This window comes from Streptomyces sp. NPDC032721, from assembly GCF_055579625.1.
Window position 1 is genome coordinate 1 of sequence record NZ_JBVIMX010000018.1, and the last position, 16,244, is coordinate 16,244.

General features: G+C 68.4%; 12 protein-coding genes. 11 read left to right on the forward strand and 1 reads right to left on the reverse strand.

What is annotated here, in order from left to right:
- Positions 1-285: 285 nt before the first annotated feature.
- On the reverse strand, positions 286-573 hold the full coding sequence (locus ACZ5PB_RS31605; protein ID WP_468695891.1) for a hypothetical protein: 288 nt from the start codon (positions 571-573) through the stop codon (positions 286-288).
- A gap of 314 nt (positions 574-887) precedes the next feature.
- Here ACZ5PB_RS31605 and ACZ5PB_RS31610 point away from each other — a divergent pair, with 314 nt between their 5' ends.
- The 11 genes from ACZ5PB_RS31610 to ACZ5PB_RS31660 all read left to right on the forward strand — a co-directional run bounded on the left by ACZ5PB_RS31610 (position 888) and on the right by ACZ5PB_RS31660 (position 16,236).
- On the forward strand, positions 888-3,314 hold the full coding sequence (locus ACZ5PB_RS31610) for an ABC transporter family substrate-binding protein (RefSeq protein ID WP_468695894.1): 2,427 nt from the start codon (positions 888-890) through the stop codon (positions 3,312-3,314).
- 325 nt (positions 3,315-3,639) lie between these two features.
- Positions 3,640-5,511 carry a translational GTPase TypA gene (gene typA / locus ACZ5PB_RS31615; RefSeq protein ID WP_468695896.1) on the forward strand — a complete coding sequence of 624 codons (1,872 nt, stop codon included), beginning with the start codon at positions 3,640-3,642 and terminating at the stop codon, positions 5,509-5,511.
- 483 nt (positions 5,512-5,994) lie between these two features.
- Positions 5,995-7,629, forward strand: coding sequence for a peptide ABC transporter substrate-binding protein (locus tag ACZ5PB_RS31620; protein ID WP_468695897.1), 1,635 nt, complete (start codon positions 5,995-5,997; stop codon positions 7,627-7,629).
- An 81-nt stretch (positions 7,630-7,710) separates the two neighbouring features.
- The gene (locus ACZ5PB_RS31625) at positions 7,711-8,640 is read left to right on the forward strand and encodes an ABC transporter permease (protein WP_468695899.1); all 930 of its coding nucleotides are present in this window, start codon (positions 7,711-7,713) and stop codon (positions 8,638-8,640) included.
- Positions 8,633-9,586 (forward strand): ABC transporter permease, encoded by a 954-nt coding sequence (locus ACZ5PB_RS31630; RefSeq protein WP_468695901.1) that lies wholly within the window; start codon positions 8,633-8,635, stop codon positions 9,584-9,586. Before ACZ5PB_RS31625 ends, ACZ5PB_RS31630 begins: the two co-directional genes overlap by 8 nt.
- Positions 9,587-9,606: 20 nt before the next feature.
- A complete protein-coding gene (locus tag ACZ5PB_RS31635) occupies positions 9,607-10,656 on the forward strand; it encodes an ABC transporter ATP-binding protein (RefSeq protein ID WP_468696165.1) in 1,050 nt (349 codons plus the stop codon).
- The gene (locus ACZ5PB_RS31640; protein ID WP_468695902.1) at positions 10,649-11,797 is read left to right on the forward strand and encodes an ABC transporter ATP-binding protein; all 1,149 of its coding nucleotides are present in this window, start codon (positions 10,649-10,651) and stop codon (positions 11,795-11,797) included. Before ACZ5PB_RS31635 ends, ACZ5PB_RS31640 begins: the two co-directional genes overlap by 8 nt.
- Before the next feature lie 122 nt (positions 11,798-11,919).
- Positions 11,920-12,501 (forward strand): GNAT family N-acetyltransferase, encoded by a 582-nt coding sequence (locus ACZ5PB_RS31645; protein ID WP_468695903.1) that lies wholly within the window; start codon positions 11,920-11,922, stop codon positions 12,499-12,501.
- Between the two features lie 142 nt (positions 12,502-12,643).
- Positions 12,644-14,266, forward strand: coding sequence for a peptide ABC transporter substrate-binding protein (locus ACZ5PB_RS31650; protein WP_468695905.1), 1,623 nt, complete (start codon positions 12,644-12,646; stop codon positions 14,264-14,266).
- A 49-nt stretch (positions 14,267-14,315) separates the two neighbouring features.
- The gene (locus ACZ5PB_RS31655; protein ID WP_468695907.1) at positions 14,316-15,239 is read left to right on the forward strand and encodes an ABC transporter permease; all 924 of its coding nucleotides are present in this window, start codon (positions 14,316-14,318) and stop codon (positions 15,237-15,239) included.
- Positions 15,232-16,236 (forward strand): ABC transporter permease, encoded by a 1,005-nt coding sequence (locus tag ACZ5PB_RS31660; RefSeq protein ID WP_468695908.1) that lies wholly within the window; start codon positions 15,232-15,234, stop codon positions 16,234-16,236. Before ACZ5PB_RS31655 ends, ACZ5PB_RS31660 begins: the two co-directional genes overlap by 8 nt.
- Positions 16,237-16,244 lie beyond the last annotated feature (8 nt).

The window sequence follows — 16,244 nt, forward strand, 5'->3', positions numbered from 1 at the left end:
GGCCGGAGGGTTCGGCTCCGCCGGGGGCCGCCCCCTTGCCCGCCCGTTCCGCCCCCGGGGGGCGGCCCCGCCGCCCAAGGGGGCGGGGGCGTAGGCGGCTTCGCCGCGCGAGGGGGCGGGGCATTCAGGGGCGCGGGGAACTGCGCGGCCGGCCACGAACGACCCGCACATTCCACCCACCCAGGCCGGGCTGTCACCCGGGGTCCGGGGCGGAGCCCCGGTTTCGGGAAGGGGCGGGGTGGGGTGAAGCGCCGCGCAGCGGACCACCCTCGGCCCGCCCCCGGGCTAGGGCGCGTGGCGGTCCTTGGAGCCCAGGCCCTCGTCGTCCGAGTCGGTCCACAGCGTGCTGTCGTACGGGGCGTCCGGGATGGTGATCAGGTCCGGGCGCGGCGGGGGCGGTGCCGTGCCGGCCAGCAGGGCCAGGCTCTCCCGCAGGTGTGCCGCGTCGGTCCGGACGCGGCGTATCTCCAGCCCGTCCGCGGCCCCGCCGGCCTCCGCCGCGATCCGCAGGACCGCGCGGTCGAGCCGGTCCAGACATTGTGAGATGTCCGTCAACTCATCGTGCAGGGACATGAATTGCCCTCACTTCCGCGATGCCGTCCACAGCGCCTCTGCGCCTGCGAGTGTCGCGCGTCACATCCCTGTTGTGAAGAGTGCCTACATCGCCGCACGGAGCACGCCACCCCCGCGCGCCCCCTCCGCTTACCCGTTGGGCCGCACGGGTGGGCTTACCCGGATGCCCGACGTGTCGGCGCGACCTCCCGCGCGAGGTCCCTTTCAGTGGGCCAGCAGTACTCACAAGTGTGATCAGCTCAATAAGCCCCCAAATGTGAATTTAACGGCCCATTCCGGTAGGGAAGGGGCCGGGTCAGCCTGGAGGTCCAGCCATGTCCGACGTCCCTTCGCGCGCCCGTCGCGGTGTCGCGCTCGTCGCCACCGGTGTGCTCGCGCTCCCGGTGCTGACGGGATGCGGCGGAGCTGAGGACGAGGAGGCCGCGGGCGTGACGCCCGTCTCGGCGGACCTCGCCGCCACGGACCGCGAGCAGGTCGCCGACGGCGGCACCCTGAACTGGGCCGTCGACTCGGTGCCCGCCACGTTCAACGCCTTCCAGGCGGACGCCGACGCCACCACCGCGCGCGTCGCGGGCGCCGTACTGCCCGCGCTGTTCGTCACCGACGAGCAGGGGCAGCCGCAGCGCAACCCGGACTTCCTGGAGGACGCCTCGATCGTCGAGCGCGAGCCCAAGCAGGTCGTCCTCTACAAGATCAACCAGCAGGCGGTGTGGAGCGACGGCCGGGAGATCGGCGCCGCCGACTTCGTCGCCCAGTGGCGGGCGCTGCGCGGCAAGGATTCCGCGTACTGGACCGCCCGTAACGCAGGCTATGAGCGCATCGAGAAGATCGAGAAGGGCGCCAACGACCTTGAGGTGAAGGTCACTTACGCCAAGCCGTACGCCGACTGGCGCTCGCTGTTCACCCCCCTGTACCCCAAGGAGGTGATGGGCACCCCAAACGCCTTCAACGACGGCGCCCGTACCAAGCTGAAGCAGACCGCAGGACCGTTTCGCCCGATGAAGCTGGACCGCGAGGACCGCTCGATCGTGCTGGAGCGCAACCCGCGCTGGTGGGGCAAGCCCGCCAAGCTGGACAAGCTGGTGCTGCGCGCCGTGCCCCGGGACGGCCGGGCCGCCGCCCTGGCCGAGGGCCGGGTCGACCTCGCCGAGGTGGACCGGGGAGCGGTCGAGCGCATCGCCCGCGCCGCCAAGGACAGCGGCAAGGCGCCGCTCACCCACGGCCCCGGCTCCCGGGTCACCGCCGCCCAGGCGATGCGGTCCTGGGCGCGTGCGCACGGCGCGTTCGACGAGGAGCAGGCCGAGGCCGAGCAGGAGGCCCGTACGAAGGCCCGCGAGCAGGTCCGCAAGTACGCCTCCGAGCAGCGGGCACTGCGCGCCTTCACGGTCCGCAAGTCCCTGGAGCCCGCGTACACCCAGCTCGCCCTGAACGGCGCCTCCGGGCCGCTCTCGGACGAGCGGGTACGCAGAGCCGTCGCCCGCGCGCTGAACCGGCAGGAGCTGGCCGACGCCGTACTCAAGCCGCTGGGTCTGCCCGCCGCCCCGCTCGGCAGCCACCTCGCGCTCGCCGGGCAGCAGGCGTACGCCGACGGCAGCGAGGCGCTCGGCGGCCAGGACGCCAAGGCCGCGCAGACCCTGCTGGCCGAGGCGGGCTGGAAGGCCGGCGGGGTCGGCCGCCCGGACGGCAGCATCGCGGGCAGCCGCTCCGAGGCCGAGCGCAAGAAGCGCGAACAGGCCAGGAAGAAGGAGCAGGAGAGGAAGGCGAAGGAGGACGGGGCCTCGGACGACGGGATGTACATCGTCGGCGACGACAAGCCCGGCGACGCCGACGGCAACGACGCCAAGCCCACCGGCAACGGCACCAACGCCTTCCGCACCGAGAGCGACATCTACATCCTGGCCCCGGCGGTCGGCCCCCGGATCAGCACCCTCGCCGAGGACCGGCGGGCGAAGGTCTACCGGGCGCCCGCGGACGGTGGCGCGGACGCCAAGACCGAGGCCCAGCAGCAGAAGAGGGGCGGCATGGCCGGCGCCTACGCCCCGCGCGGCACCGCGGCCCCCGCCGCGCCCGCCGGCCGCGCCGTCGCGGGCAGCCCGGCCGACGCGGCGAGGGCGGCGCAGGCCAGGGCCACGGCGGAAGCCCGGGCCAAGGCCAGGGCGAAGGCCGCCGAGCTGGCCCGGCTGGTCGGCAAGGACGGCAAGCCGCTGACCCTGCGCTTCGTGCTGCCCGCCGACCCGGCGTCGGCCCCGCTGCGCACGGTCGGCACGCGGATCTCCAGGATGCTGGAGGCCATCGGCGTACGCACCGAGATCACCAAGGTCGAGGACGCCGACTACTTCAAGGACCACATCGCCTCCGGCGACTACGACCTGGCGCTCTACTCCTGGCCCGGCACCGCCTACCCGGCCACCGACGGCCGGCCGATCTTCGCCAAACCGGAGCCCGCCGCCGACGGCTCGCTGCTGGTCGAGCAGAACTACACCCGGGTCGGCACCGACCACATCGACCAGCTCTTCGACCAGGCCGCCGCCGAGCTCGACGAGGAGGCCGCCCGCGAGCTGGTGAAGAAGGCCGACGCCCGGATCTGGGCCGCCGCCGGATCGATTCCGCTCTACCAGCGTCCCGAGCTGGTCGCGGTGAAGCCGACGGTGGTGAACGCGGGCGCCTTCGGGTTCGCCGCACCCCGCTACCAGGACATCGGATTCAAGAAGTCCGTTTCCGCCAAGGATGGTGGCAAGTAACGCCACATAAGGGCTGAGCCGCAGGTCAGAGCCATCTCGGGATCTGAGAAACAGCTCAGAATCAGCTCAATTTCCTTGCCCGCCGGACCTCCGGCGGGCAAGGTCGTGGCTGACTCCTTGACCCGGAGCCCGGCACCGCCCCCACCCCCACGTTCCACCCCGCCGCAGGCCTTGCGAGAACCGGCCGCGGCCCTCCGGCGATCGGCCCGGGAAGCCCGTCCCGCGTCCGCCCCGTACCATGGGGTAAGCCGTGGCGCGTCCGCCCGGTGGGCGTACGAGGAACGAGACGCCGCATCCCACGATCGAGAGAAGCGTTAAGCCACCCATGCCCACGCGCCACGACATCCGTAACGTCGCCATCGTCGCTCACGTCGACCACGGCAAGACCACCCTGGTCGACGCCATGCTCAAGCAGGCCGGCGCCTTCGCCGCGCACGCCGCTGAGTCGCTCGACGACCGCATGATGGACAGCAACGACCTGGAGCGTGAGAAGGGCATCACGATCCTGGCCAAGAACACCGCGGTGAAGTACCACCCGAAGGATGGCGGCGACGTCATCACGATCAACATCATCGACACCCCCGGCCACGCCGACTTCGGTGGTGAGGTCGAGCGCGGCCTGTCGATGGTCGACGCCGTCGTCCTGCTGGTCGACGCGTCCGAGGGCCCGCTCCCGCAGACCCGCTTCGTGCTCCGCAAGGCGCTCGCCGCGAAGATGCCGGTCATCCTCTGCATCAACAAGACCGACCGCCCCGACTCCCGGATCGCCGAGGTCGTCGACGAGACGTACGACCTGTTCCTGGACCTGGACGCGGACGAGGACCAGATCGAGTTCCCGATCGTCTACGCCTGCGCGCGTGACGGCGTGGCCTCGCTGACTAAGCCGGAGGACGGCACCGTCCCGGCCGACAGCGAGAACCTGGAGCCGTTCTTCTCCACCATCCTGGAGCACGTCCCGGCCCCCGAGTACGACGAGTCCGCCCCCCTTCAGGCGCACGTCACCAACCTCGACGCCGACAACTTCCTCGGCCGTATCGCGCTCTGCCGCGTCGAGCAGGGCGAGCTGCGCAAGGGCCAGACCGTGGCCTGGATCAAGCGCGACGGTTCGATCTCCAACGTCCGCATCACCGAGCTGATGATGACCGAGGCCCTCACCCGCAAGCCCGCCGAGAAGGCGGGCCCGGGCGACATCTGCGCCATCGCCGGTATCCCGGACATCATGATCGGCGAGACCCTGGCCGACACCGAGAACCCGGTCGCGCTCCCGCTGATCACGGTCGACGAGCCCGCGATCTCGATGACCATCGGTGCCAACACCTCGCCGCTGGTCGGCAAGGGCGGCAAGGGCCACAAGGTCACCGCGCGCCAGATCAAGGACCGCCTCGACCGCGAGCTGGTCGGTAACGTCTCGCTGCGCGTGCTGGACACCGAGCGCCCCGACGCCTGGGAGGTGCAGGGCCGCGGTGAGCTGGCGCTGGCCATCCTGGTCGAGCAGATGCGCCGTGAGGGCTTCGAGCTGACCGTCGGCAAGCCCGAGGTGGTCACCAAGGAGATCGACGGCAAGAAGCACGAGCCGATCGAGCGCATGACGATCGACTCGCCCGAGGAGCACCTGGGCGCGATCACGCAGCTCATGGCGACCCGCAAGGGCCGCATGGAGACCATGACGAACCACGGCTCCGGCTGGGTCCGCATGGAGTGGATCGTCCCGTCCCGCGGCCTCATCGGCTTCCGTACGGAGTTCCTGACGCAGACCCGCGGCACCGGCATCGCGCACTCGATCTTCGAGGGCCACGAGCCGTGGTTCGGCGACCTGCGCACCCGTCACAACGGTTCGCTCGTCGCGGACCGCGCGGGCTCGGTCACGCCGTTCGCGATGGTCAACCTCCAGGAGCGCGGTGTCATCTTCACCGAGGCCGGCACCGAGGTGTACGAGGGCATGATCATCGGTGAGAACTCGCGCGCCGACGACATGGACGTGAACATCACCAAGGAGAAGAAGCTCACCAACATGCGTGCGGCTTCCGCGGACACCACGGAGAACGTGGTCCCGGCCCGCAAGCTCTCCCTGGAGCAGTCCCTGGAGTTCTGCCGCGAGGACGAGTGCATCGAGGTGACCCCGGAGACCGTGCGCATCCGCAAGGTCGTCCTGGACGCCAAGGAGCGCGGCCGTTCCGCGTCGCGCGCCAAGCGCTAGTCACCGGCCGCACAACGGCTCCGCAGGGCACGCCTGTTGACCGAAGGCCCGGCACCCCGCATGATCGCGGGGTGCCGGGCCTTCGGCGTACGCCGTGACGATGTCCGGCCAAGATCGAACTGCCTCTCCGACGACTCGCGGTCAAGTTGTTTTCGTGACCCGAGTGTCCGGATATCGATCAACACTCTCCGGAAGTTGCGTTAACAGTCCGTTTCGGGTGTGTCTGTCTGGGCTCATTTTGTCCGGATTTCGGTCATCGAGAGGCAAGTGATGTTGTCAAAACGAGACCCTTTAAGTGTGGTTTACGGTCCGGGCGTACTTAATAGTTGGCTCCATTGAGCTCGGGTCAATGGGTCACGCGCTGTGGGGAGCGCCGACTCACGAGCACACTGGGGCACCAGAAATTTCTCGCCGTCAGGGGTGTCGGCGAGTGCACCTGTGCCCCCTCTTGCAGTTAACAAGTGGACTCATGAGGAGGAACCCATGCGCGGTGCCAAGAGCGCCAAGTGGGTCGCCATAGCAAGTGTCGTCGCCCTCGCGACGACGGCATGTGGCGGCGGCAAGGACAGCGGCAACGACAACGCCAACCGGACGGTCGACCCCAAGGGCATCGTCAGCTACGCCAATGGTGAGCCGCAGAACCCTCTGCAGCCGGCGAACACCATGGAGGCGTACGGCAGCGTCGTCATCAACTCCCTCTTCACGGGTCTTGTCAGCTACGACAAGCAGGGCAACATCGTCTACGAGAACGCCGAGTCGGTCACGCCCGACGCGTCGAACAAGGTGTGGACGGTCAAGCTCAGGAAGGGCTGGAAGTTCCACAACGACGAGGCCGTCACCGCCAAGTCGTACGTGGACGCCTGGAACTGGGCCGCCAACCCGGCCAACGGCCAGCAGAACAGCGCCTGGTACCGGGACATCGTCGGCTACGAGGCCGTCCACCCGGAGAAGGGCAAGGGCACCGGCACGACGATGTCCGGCCTGAAGGTCGTCGACGACAGCACCTTCACCATCACGCTGACCAACGGCATCCCGTACTACGCGTACAAGCTCGTCTACGCGCCGTTCTACCCGATGCCCTCGGCCGCGCTGAAGGACCCGAAGACGTACGGCGAGAAGCCGGTCGGCAACGGTCCCTACAAGTTCACCTCGTGGCAGCGCAAGAAGTCGATCAAGGTCGCTTCGTGGGACGGCTACCAGGGCGCCAGCAAGCCGAAGAACGGCGGCATCGACTTCAAGGCGTACTCCACGCCGACCGCCGCGTACAACGACCTGCGCTCGGACAACGTCGACACCATGCCGACGATCCCGGACCAGGAGCTCGCCAACTACAAGCAGGACTTCGGCAAGCGCGCGATCACGTCCGAGTACTCCGCGATCAACACGATCAACCCGGCGTACTACACGGACCAGTGGAAGAACGTCAACATCAAGGTCATCCAGGGCCTTTCGATGGCGATCGACCGCGCGACCATCGCGAAGACGACCTTCTACGGCAACCGTCAGCCGGCCACCGGCTGGGTCGCCAAGGGCGTCAAGGGCTACCAGGAGAACGCGTGCGGCGAGTACTGCACGTTCAACCCTGAGAAGGCCAAGAAGCTGATCGCCGAGGGCGGCGGCGTCCCGGGCAAGAAGATCAGCATCCAGTACAACGCCGACCAGCCCCACAAGGGCTGGGTCACGGCCGTCTGCAACGACATCGTCAAGAACACCGGCGTGGCGTGCGTGGGCGACCCGGTGACGGACTTCCAGGCCGACACCGAGATCCGTGACCAGAAGAAGGTCAAGTCGCTCTACCGCTCCGGCTGGGTGCTCGACTACCCGTTCAACGGCAACTTCCTCGCCGACCTGTACGGCACGGGCGTCGACGGCAACAAGGGCGGCTTCTCGGACAAGAAGTTCGACGAGCTGACCAAGAAGGCCGACCAGGCCAAGACGATCGACGAGTCGGCGAAGCTGTACCAGGAGGCTGAGAAGCAGCTCCAGAACACCTTCCCGAGCATCCCGCTCTTCTACAACCAGACGAACTCCGCGCACTCGAACAACGTGAAGGGTATGGAGTTCGACCAGGCCGGCGACCCGATCCTCACCGCGGTCGAAGTTTTCAAGAAGAAGTAGTCGCCGGAGTTCCGTTCCCGAAGCGACGCCCGGCGATCCCGGGCGTCGCTTCGGGCGGCTCCGTAATGGACGGAGGCACCAATGGGGCGCTACGTCGCTAGGCGACTGCTCCAGATGATCCCGGTCTTCCTCGGGACAACCCTGCTTATCTTCCTCATGGTCAACGTGCTCCCCGGTGACCCGGTGGCAGCACTGTGGGGAGACAAGCCGCCGGACCCGGCGCAGGTCGCGCAGATCCGGCACGACCGAGGCCTGGACCTCCCGCTGTGGCAGCAGTACCTGCACTACATCGCGGGTCTGTTCCAGGGGGACTTCGGCAAGACCATCGCGGGCGGCAGGCCCGTGCTCGACGACATCATGCTGGCCTTCCCGGTCACCATCCGGCTCGCCGCGATGGCGTGGGCCTTCGAGCTGGTCGTCGGCATCACCCTCGGTGTGATCGCCGGCATCCGTCGAGGAAAGATCATCGACACCGGCGTGACGCTGTTCACGCTCGTGGTGATCTCCGTCCCGATCTTCGTCGTCGGCCTGGGCTTCCAGCTGTACTTCGGCAACGAGCTGCAGTGGATCACGCCGACCGTGCAGGACTCCACCAGTTTCGTCCAGCTGATGGTCCCGGCCCTCGTGCTGGGTCTGGTCGGTCTGGCGTACGTGGCCCGGCTGACCCGCACCTCGATCGCCGAGAACAAGTCGGCGGACTACATGCGTACGGCCGTCGCCAAGGGTCTGCCCAAGCAGCGGATCATCACCCGGCACCTGCTGCGCAACTCGCTGATCCCCGTGGTCACTTACCTGGGCACCGACATCGGCACCCTGATGGGCGGCGCGGTCATCACCGAGGGAATCTTCAACGTGACGGGCATCGGCGACCTCCTCTACGAGGCCATCGCCCGCCGCGAGGGCACGGTCATCGTGGGTGTCGTCACCGTCCTGGTGCTCGTGTACCTCCTCGCCAGCCTGCTCGTCGACCTGCTTTACGCGGTCCTGGACCCGAGGATCCGGTATGCCTGACATCACCAAGACCGCTCACGAGGACGCGGCCAACGTGTTCGAGGGCACCCCGGTGTCCACGGACGCCGGACCCGCCCCCGAGAAGCCGCGCAGCCTCGGCGCCGACGCCTGGCGCGACCTGCGGCGCAACCCGCTGTTCGTGGTCTCGTCGCTGCTGATCCTGCTGCTGATCGTGGTGTCGGTCGTACCGTCGCTGTTCACCAGCGCGAACCCGAACATCGGCGACCAGGCCAACCACTTCCTGGGCAAGCCCGAACTCGGGCACCTCTTCCAGGCCGACTGGTGGGGCTTCGACCGGACGGGCCGCAGCATCTACGCCCGGACGATCTACGGCACCCGCAACTCCATCCTGGTCGGTGTGGGCGTCACCATCCTGGTCACCATCTTCGGCGGCCTGTTCGGCATGCTGGCCGGCTACTTCGGCGGCTTCTGGGACAGCGTCATCTCCCGGCTGACCGACGTCTTCTTCGGCATCCCGTTCCTGCTCGGCGCGATGGTCGTGCTGAACGCCTTCACCGAGCGCACCGTCTGGGTCGTCATGGGCGCCCTGGCCTTCCTCGGCTGGACGCAGATCGCCCGCGTGATGCGCGGCGCGGTCATCACGACCAAGCACGCCGACTACGTGATGGCGGCCAAGGCTCTGGGCGCCGGCACCAAGCGCATCCTGTTCCGGCACATCCTGCCGAACGCGGTCGCACCGGTGATCGTCGTCGCGACCATCGTCCTGGGCTCGTACATCGTCGCCGAGTCGACGCTGTCCTTCCTGGGTCTGGGTCTGGGCGGCGACTCCATCTCGTGGGGCGGCGACATCTCCGACGCCACCCAGGACATCCGCAACAACCCGCACACCCTGATCTTCCCGGCCGGACTGCTGAGCATCACCGTGCTGGCGTTCATCATGATGGGTGACGCGGTACGCGAAGCCCTCGACCCGAAGCTGCGCTGAGGGAGGCGTACGTGACCATCATGGACAAACCTGCGAACGTGCCCGTCCTCGGCAAGGACGGGGAGAACAACGGCCCCCTGCTCGACGTGCGCGACCTGCACGTGGAGTTCCACACCCGTGACGGTGTCGCCAAGGCCGTCAACGGCGTCAACTACAGCGTGAACGCGGGCGAGACCCTCGCCGTGCTCGGTGAGTCGGGCTCCGGCAAGTCGGTCACCGCCCAGGCGATCATGGGCATCCTCGACATGCCGCCGGGCAAGATCCCGCAGGGCGAGATCTTCTTCCAGGGCCAGGACATGCTCAAGATGTCCAACGAGGAGCGCCGGAAGATCCGCGGCCGCAAGATCGCGATGATCTTCCAGGACGCGCTGTCCTCGCTCAACCCCGTGCTCTCGGTGGGCTACCAGCTCGGCGAGATGTACCGGGTGCACGAGGGGCTCAGCCGCAAGGAAGCCAAGGCCAAGGCCATCGAGCTGATGGACCGGGTCAAGATCCCGGCCGCCAAGGAGCGGGTCAACGACTACCCGCACCAGTTCTCCGGCGGTATGCGCCAGCGCATCATGATCGCGATGGCGCTCGCCCTGGAACCCGAGCTGATCATCGCGGACGAGCCGACCACGGCTCTCGACGTGACCGTCCAGGCACAGGTCATGGACCTGCTCGCGGAGCTCCAGCGCGAGTACAACATGGGTCTGATCCTGATCACCCACGACCTCGGCGTGGTTGCCGACGTCGCGGACAAGATCGCGGTGATGTACGCGGGCCGGATCGTCGAGACCGCCCCGGTCCACGAGATCTACAAGCGCCCCGCGCACCCGTACACCAAGGGCCTCCTCGAATCGATTCCGCGCCTGGACCAGAAGGGCCAGGAGCTGTACGCGATCAAGGGTCTGCCGCCCAACCTGCTGAAGATCCCGACGGGTTGCGCCTTCAACCCGCGCTGCCCGCAGGCGCAGGACATCTGCCGCACCGACGTTCCCGCCCTGGTCCAGGTGACCGAGCGGGACGGCGCCGACCTGGCCGGTCGCGGCAGCGCGTGCCACTTCTGGAAGGAGACGATCCATGGCTGAGCCGACCAGGAGCAGCGAGCCGGTGGACGCCACCCCGAACGTCTCCGAGGTCGAGGTCGTCGAGACCTCGTCCGAGACCCAGGCCGTCGCGGCGCTCGACAAGACCGTCGAGCGCGGCGAGCCGATCCTCCAGGTGCGCAACCTGGTGAAGCACTTCCCGCTCACCCAGGGCGTCCTGATCAAGAAGCAGGTCGGCGCGGTCAAGGCCGTCGACGGCATCTCCTTCGACCTGTACCAGGGCGAGACGCTGGGCATCGTCGGCGAGTCCGGCTGTGGCAAGTCCACGGTCGCCAAGCTGCTGATGACGCTGGAGACGGCGACCGCGGGCGAGGTCTTCTACAAGGGCCAGGACATCACCAAGCTGTCCGGCAAGGCCCTGAAGGCGGTCCGGCGCAACATCCAGATGGTGTTCCAGGACCCGTACACCTCGCTCAACCCCCGTATGACGGTGGGCGACATCATCGGGGAGCCGTTCGAGATCCACCCGGAGGTGGCGCCCAAGGGCGACCGCCGCCGCAAGGTCCAGGAACTGCTGGACGTGGTGGGCCTCAACCCGGAGTACATCAACCGGTACCCGCACCAGTTCTCCGGCGGTCAGCGCCAGCGCATCGGCATCGCCCGCGGCCTCGCGCTCAACCCGGAGATCATCATCTGCGACGAGCCCGTCTCGGCCCTGGACGTCTCCGTCCAGGCGCAGGTCATCAACCTGATGGAGAAGCTCCAGGACGAGTTCAACCTGTCCTACCTCTTCATCGCGCACGACCTGTCCATCGTCCGGCACATCTCCGACCGCGTCGGCGTGATGTACCTGGGCAAGATGGCGGAGATCGGCTCCGACGCGGCGATCTACGAGCACCCGACGCACCCGTACACCCAGGCGCTGCTGTCGGCCGTCCCGGTGCCGGACCCGACCGCCCGCGAGCACCGCGAGCGGATCATCCTCACCGGCGACGTGCCCTCGCCGGCCAACCCGCCGTCGGGCTGCCGCTTCCGCACCCGCTGCTGGAAGGCCGAGGCCAAGTGCGCGGAGGAAGAGCCGCTGCTGGCGATCCCGACCCGGTTCACCGGTTCGGACTCTCCGGCGGCACACGAATCGGCGTGCCACTTCGCCGAGGAGAAGGACGTGGTGGGCGCGGCCTGACCCTCCGCACCCGTGAAGCCCCGCTTTTTCCGGTACCGCCCCTGACCCGACTTCCGGGCCGGGGGCGGTGCCGTTTCCCCTTTCCGCAGCCAGCGACGAGCAGCAGTGACGAAGGAGCAGCAGTGACGACGCACGGGACGGCCGGGACCCTGACCTTCACCGAACTGACCGGCCACGGGCTCCGGCTGCGGGCCTGGACGCCCGAGGACGCCGGGGCGGTGATGCGGGGGATGAACGACCCGGAGTTCCTCCGCTGGGAGTGGACGGCGCGCGGGCCGCTGGACGAGGCGGGCGCGCTGGAGTTCGTACGGGCCAGGGCCCGCGGGTGGGAGCGGGGCGACCTGGCGCAGTTCTGCGTCACGGACGAGGGGAGCGGCGAGGTGCTCGGCTCGGTCGGGCTGCACAAGATCGAGTTCGCCCGCGGCTGTGCCGGCATCGGCTACTGGCTGCTTCCCGAGGCGCGGGGGAGGGGAGTGGTCACGCGCGCGGTGGAGGTGTGCACGCGGTGGGCCTTCACCGGCCTGGGCCTGCACCGGATCGAGCTGGGCCACGCGGTGAGCAACGAGCCCTCCTGCCGGGTGGCCGAACGCTCGGCCTACGCCTTCGAGGGCATCGCCCGCGGCGGCCTGCCCGCCCTGGCCCCGGGCACCTTCCACGACATGCACGTCCACGCCCGACTGGCCACGGACGAGGCGCCCTTCTAGGCGCGGCGGCCGCAGGCACCGGATCGGGGCGCCGCCACGCGGGTGGTGGTCCCGCGGGAATGGACGCGGTGGAGATGCGGGGTCGGAACGTATGGGGTGATATGGGTCCCTAAGTCATCTTTGGGACTCTAGGAGGCACTCCATGCGCGGAGCCAGGCACGCCAAGTGGGCCGCGACCGCGGCAGCCGTCGCTCTCGCCGCGACCGCCTGTGGTGGCGGAGGCAGCGGAAGCGGTGAGACAGGCGTGCTCAGTGCGTCCTGGGGCGACCCCCAGAACCCGCTGGAGCCCGCCAACACCAACGAGGTGCAGGGCGGCAAGGTCCTGGAGATGCTCTTCCGGGGCCTCAAGCGCTACAACCCGAAGACCGGTGCGGCAGAGGACATGCTCGCCGAGAAGATCGAGACCACCGACTCGCAGAACTTCACCGTCACCGTCAAGGGCGGCTGGAAGTTCAGCAACGGCGAGGCCGTCACCGCCAAGTCCTTCGTGGATGCCTGGAACTACGGCGCACACCTGAAGAACAAGCAGAAGAACGCCCCCTTCTTCGGCTACATCGAGGGCTACGACAAGGTCCACCCCGAGAACGGCGAGGCCACCGCGGCCACCCTCTCCGGGCTCAAGGTCGTCAACGACAGGACCTTCACGGTCAAGCTCACCCAGAAGTTCTCCACCTGGCCCGAGACGCTCGGCTACGCCGCGTTCGCCCCGCTGCCGAAGGTCTTCTTCGACGACCACGCCTCGTTCCTCAAGACGCCGGTCGGCAACGGCCCGTACACCGTCAAGACGTACGACAAGGGCTCGGTGATGAGCCTGCGCAAGTGGGCCGACTACCCCGGCGACGACAAGGCGCAGAACGAGGGCGTGGACCTGAAGGTCTACACCGACTACGGCACGGCGTACACCGACCTGACGGCCGGAAACCTCGACCTGCTGGACGACGTCCCCGCCGCCCAGCTCAAGAACGTCAAGAACGACCTGGGCGACCGGTACCTCAACACCCCGGCCGGCATCATCCAGACCCTCGCCTTCCCGTTCTACGACAAGGACTGGAACAAGCCGGGCTCGGAGAAGGTCCGCAAGGGCCTGTCCATGGCCATCAACCGGGCGCAGATCACGGACACGATCTTCCAGAAGACCCGTACCCCCGCCACCGACTGGACCTCGCCCGTGCTCGGCGAGGCGGGCGGCTACAAGGCCGGACTGTGCGGCGAGGCCTGCGAGTACAACGCGGCCGAGGCCAAGAAGCTGGTCGCCGAGGGCGGCGGCATCCCCGGCGGCCAGATGACCATCTCGTACAACGCGGACACCGGCTCCCACAAGGACTGGGTGGACGCCGTCTGCAACAGCATCAACAACGCGCTGGGCAACAACAAGGCCTGCGTCGGCAACCCCATCGGCACCTTCGCCGACTTCCGCAGCCAGGCCAGCCAGCAGAAGTTCACCGGACCCTTCCGGGCCGGCTGGCAGATGGACTACCCGCTGATCCAGAACTTCCTGGAGCCGCTGTACGCCACGGGCGCCTCGTCCAACGACGGCAAGTGGTCCGACAAGGACTTCGACCGCCTGCTGAGGGAGGCCAACGCGGAGACCGACACCACGAAGGCCACCGCGAAGTTCCAGGAGGCCGAGAAGGTCGTCGCCGACCAGATGGCCGCCATCCCGCTCTGGTACCAGAACGGCTCCGCCGCCTACTCCGAGCGGACCACGAACGTGGCGCTGAACCCGTTCAGCATCCCCGTCTACAACGCGATCAAGGTCAGCTGACGCCCGCAGGGGACCAGCCCTCCTGCAACGACGACCACGGGAGCCCTTCATGGGACGTTATGTGATCCGGCGTCTGCTCCAGATGATCCCGGTCTTCTTCGGTGCCACGCTGCTGATCTTCCTGATGGTCAACGTGATGGGCGACCCCATCGCGGGGCTGTGCGGCGACCGCAAGTGCGACCCGGCGACCGCCGCACAGCTCAAGGCCGACTTCGGCCTCGATCAGCCCGTGTGGCAGCAGTACCTGACCTACATGGGCAACCTGTTCACCGGTGACTTCGGCCGGGCCTTCAACGGCCAGGAGGTCACCGAGCTGATGGGGACCGCCTTCCCGGTCACCGCCCGCCTCACCATCGTGGCGATCGTCTTCGAGATCGTCATCGGCCTCAGCCTCGGCGTCCTCACGGGGCTCCGCCGGGGCAAGCCGATCGACACCGGCGTCCTGCTGCTGACCCTCGTCGTCATCTCCATCCCCACCTTCGTCACCGGTCTGCTGCTCCAGCTGCTGCTCGGCGTGAAGTGGGGCCTGATCAAACCGGCCGTCTCACCGGCCGCGACGTTCGACGAACTCCTCATCCCCGGCCTGGTGCTGGCGTCGGTCTCCCTCGCCTACGTCACCCGGCTGACCCGTACCTCCGTCGCCGAGAACGCCCGCGCCGACTACGTCCGTACCGCCGTGGCCAAGGGCCTGCCCCGCCGCCGGATCATCTCCCGGCACCTGCTGCGCAACTCCCTCATCCCGGTGGTCACCTTCATCGGCACCGACATCGGCGCCCTGATGGGCGGCGCGATCGTCACCGAGCGGATCTTCAACATCCACGGCGTCGGCTACCAGCTCTACCAGGGCATCGTCCGGCAGAGCTCGCAGACCGTCGTCGGCTTCGTGACCGTCCTGGTGCTGGTCTTCCTGGTGGCGAACCTGATCGTCGACCTCTTGTACGCCGTTCTCGACCCGAGGATCCGGTATGCCTGAGCCCAAGACTCCACAGAATCCGCAGGGCCAGAACCCGCACGACGAGGGCGCGATCTCCGCACTCGGCGGCTCCGGCGGGGCGATGGACCTCGCGGTCGCCGAGGGCGCCTCCCTGGAGAAGCCCCCCGGACACGGGCAGAGCGGCGGCGACAAGGCCCGCAGCCTGTGGTCGGACGCCTGGCACGACCTGCGCCGCAACCCCGTCTTCCTCGTCTCCGGCCTGATCATCCTCTTCCTGTTGTTCATCTCGCTGTGGCCCTCGGCCATCGCCTCCGGCGACCCGCTGGCCTGCGACCTCTCCAAGGCCCAGCAGGGCTCCCAGCCCGGACACCCCTTCGGCTTCAACGGCCAGGGCTGCGACGTCTACACCCGTACGGTCTACGGCGCCCGCGCCTCCGTCACCGTCGGCGTCTGCGCCACCGTCGGGGTCGCCCTGCTCGGCAGCCTGCTCGGCGGGCTCGCCGGATTCTTCGGCGGCTGGTTCGACTCGCTGCTCTCCCGGATCACCGACGTGTTCTTCGCGATCCCCGTCGTCCTCGGCGGTCTGGTCTTCCTCTCCGTGGTCCCCGGCACCACCGTCTGGCCGGTGATCACCTTCATCGTCCTGCTGGGCTGGCCGCAGATCGCCCGTATCGCCCGGGGCTCGGTCATCACCGCCAAACAGAACGACTACGTCCAGGCCGCCCGGGCACTGGGCGCGGGCAACTCCCGCATGCTGCTGCGCCACATCACCCCCAACGCGATCGCCCCGGTCATCGTCGTCGCGACCATCGCGCTCGGCACCTACATCGCCCTGGAGGCCACGCTCTCCTACCTCGGCGTCGGCCTGAAGGCCCCGACCGTCTCCTGGGGCATCGACATCTCCTCCGCGTCGGCGTACGTCCGCAACGCGCCCCACATGCTGCTCTGGCCGGCCGGCGCGCTGGCCGTCACGGTCCTCGCGTTCATCATGCTCGGCGACGCGGTGCGCGACGCCCTCGACCCCAAGCTGCGATAGAGGGTGCT

What these genes read in the sequence shown, in the direction of transcription:
- ACZ5PB_RS31605 (WP_468695891.1), bottom strand. Translation starts at nt 573, where the DNA reads ATGTCCCTGCACGATGAGTTGACGGACATCTCACAATGTCTGGACCGG.
- ACZ5PB_RS31610 (WP_468695894.1), top strand. Translation starts at nt 888, where the DNA reads ATGTCCGACGTCCCTTCGCGCGCCCGTCGCGGTGTCGCGCTCGTCGCC.
- typA (WP_468695896.1), top strand. Translation starts at nt 3,640, where the DNA reads ATGCCCACGCGCCACGACATCCGTAACGTCGCCATCGTCGCTCACGTC.
- ACZ5PB_RS31620 (WP_468695897.1), top strand. Translation starts at nt 5,995, where the DNA reads ATGCGCGGTGCCAAGAGCGCCAAGTGGGTCGCCATAGCAAGTGTCGTC.
- ACZ5PB_RS31625 (WP_468695899.1), top strand. Translation starts at nt 7,711, where the DNA reads ATGGGGCGCTACGTCGCTAGGCGACTGCTCCAGATGATCCCGGTCTTC.
- ACZ5PB_RS31630 (WP_468695901.1), top strand. Translation starts at nt 8,633, where the DNA reads ATGCCTGACATCACCAAGACCGCTCACGAGGACGCGGCCAACGTGTTC.
- ACZ5PB_RS31635 (WP_468696165.1), top strand. Translation starts at nt 9,607, where the DNA reads ATGGACAAACCTGCGAACGTGCCCGTCCTCGGCAAGGACGGGGAGAAC.
- ACZ5PB_RS31640 (WP_468695902.1), top strand. Translation starts at nt 10,649, where the DNA reads ATGGCTGAGCCGACCAGGAGCAGCGAGCCGGTGGACGCCACCCCGAAC.
- ACZ5PB_RS31650 (WP_468695905.1), top strand. Translation starts at nt 12,644, where the DNA reads ATGCGCGGAGCCAGGCACGCCAAGTGGGCCGCGACCGCGGCAGCCGTC.
- ACZ5PB_RS31655 (WP_468695907.1), top strand. Translation starts at nt 14,316, where the DNA reads ATGGGACGTTATGTGATCCGGCGTCTGCTCCAGATGATCCCGGTCTTC.
- ACZ5PB_RS31660 (WP_468695908.1), top strand. Translation starts at nt 15,232, where the DNA reads ATGCCTGAGCCCAAGACTCCACAGAATCCGCAGGGCCAGAACCCGCAC.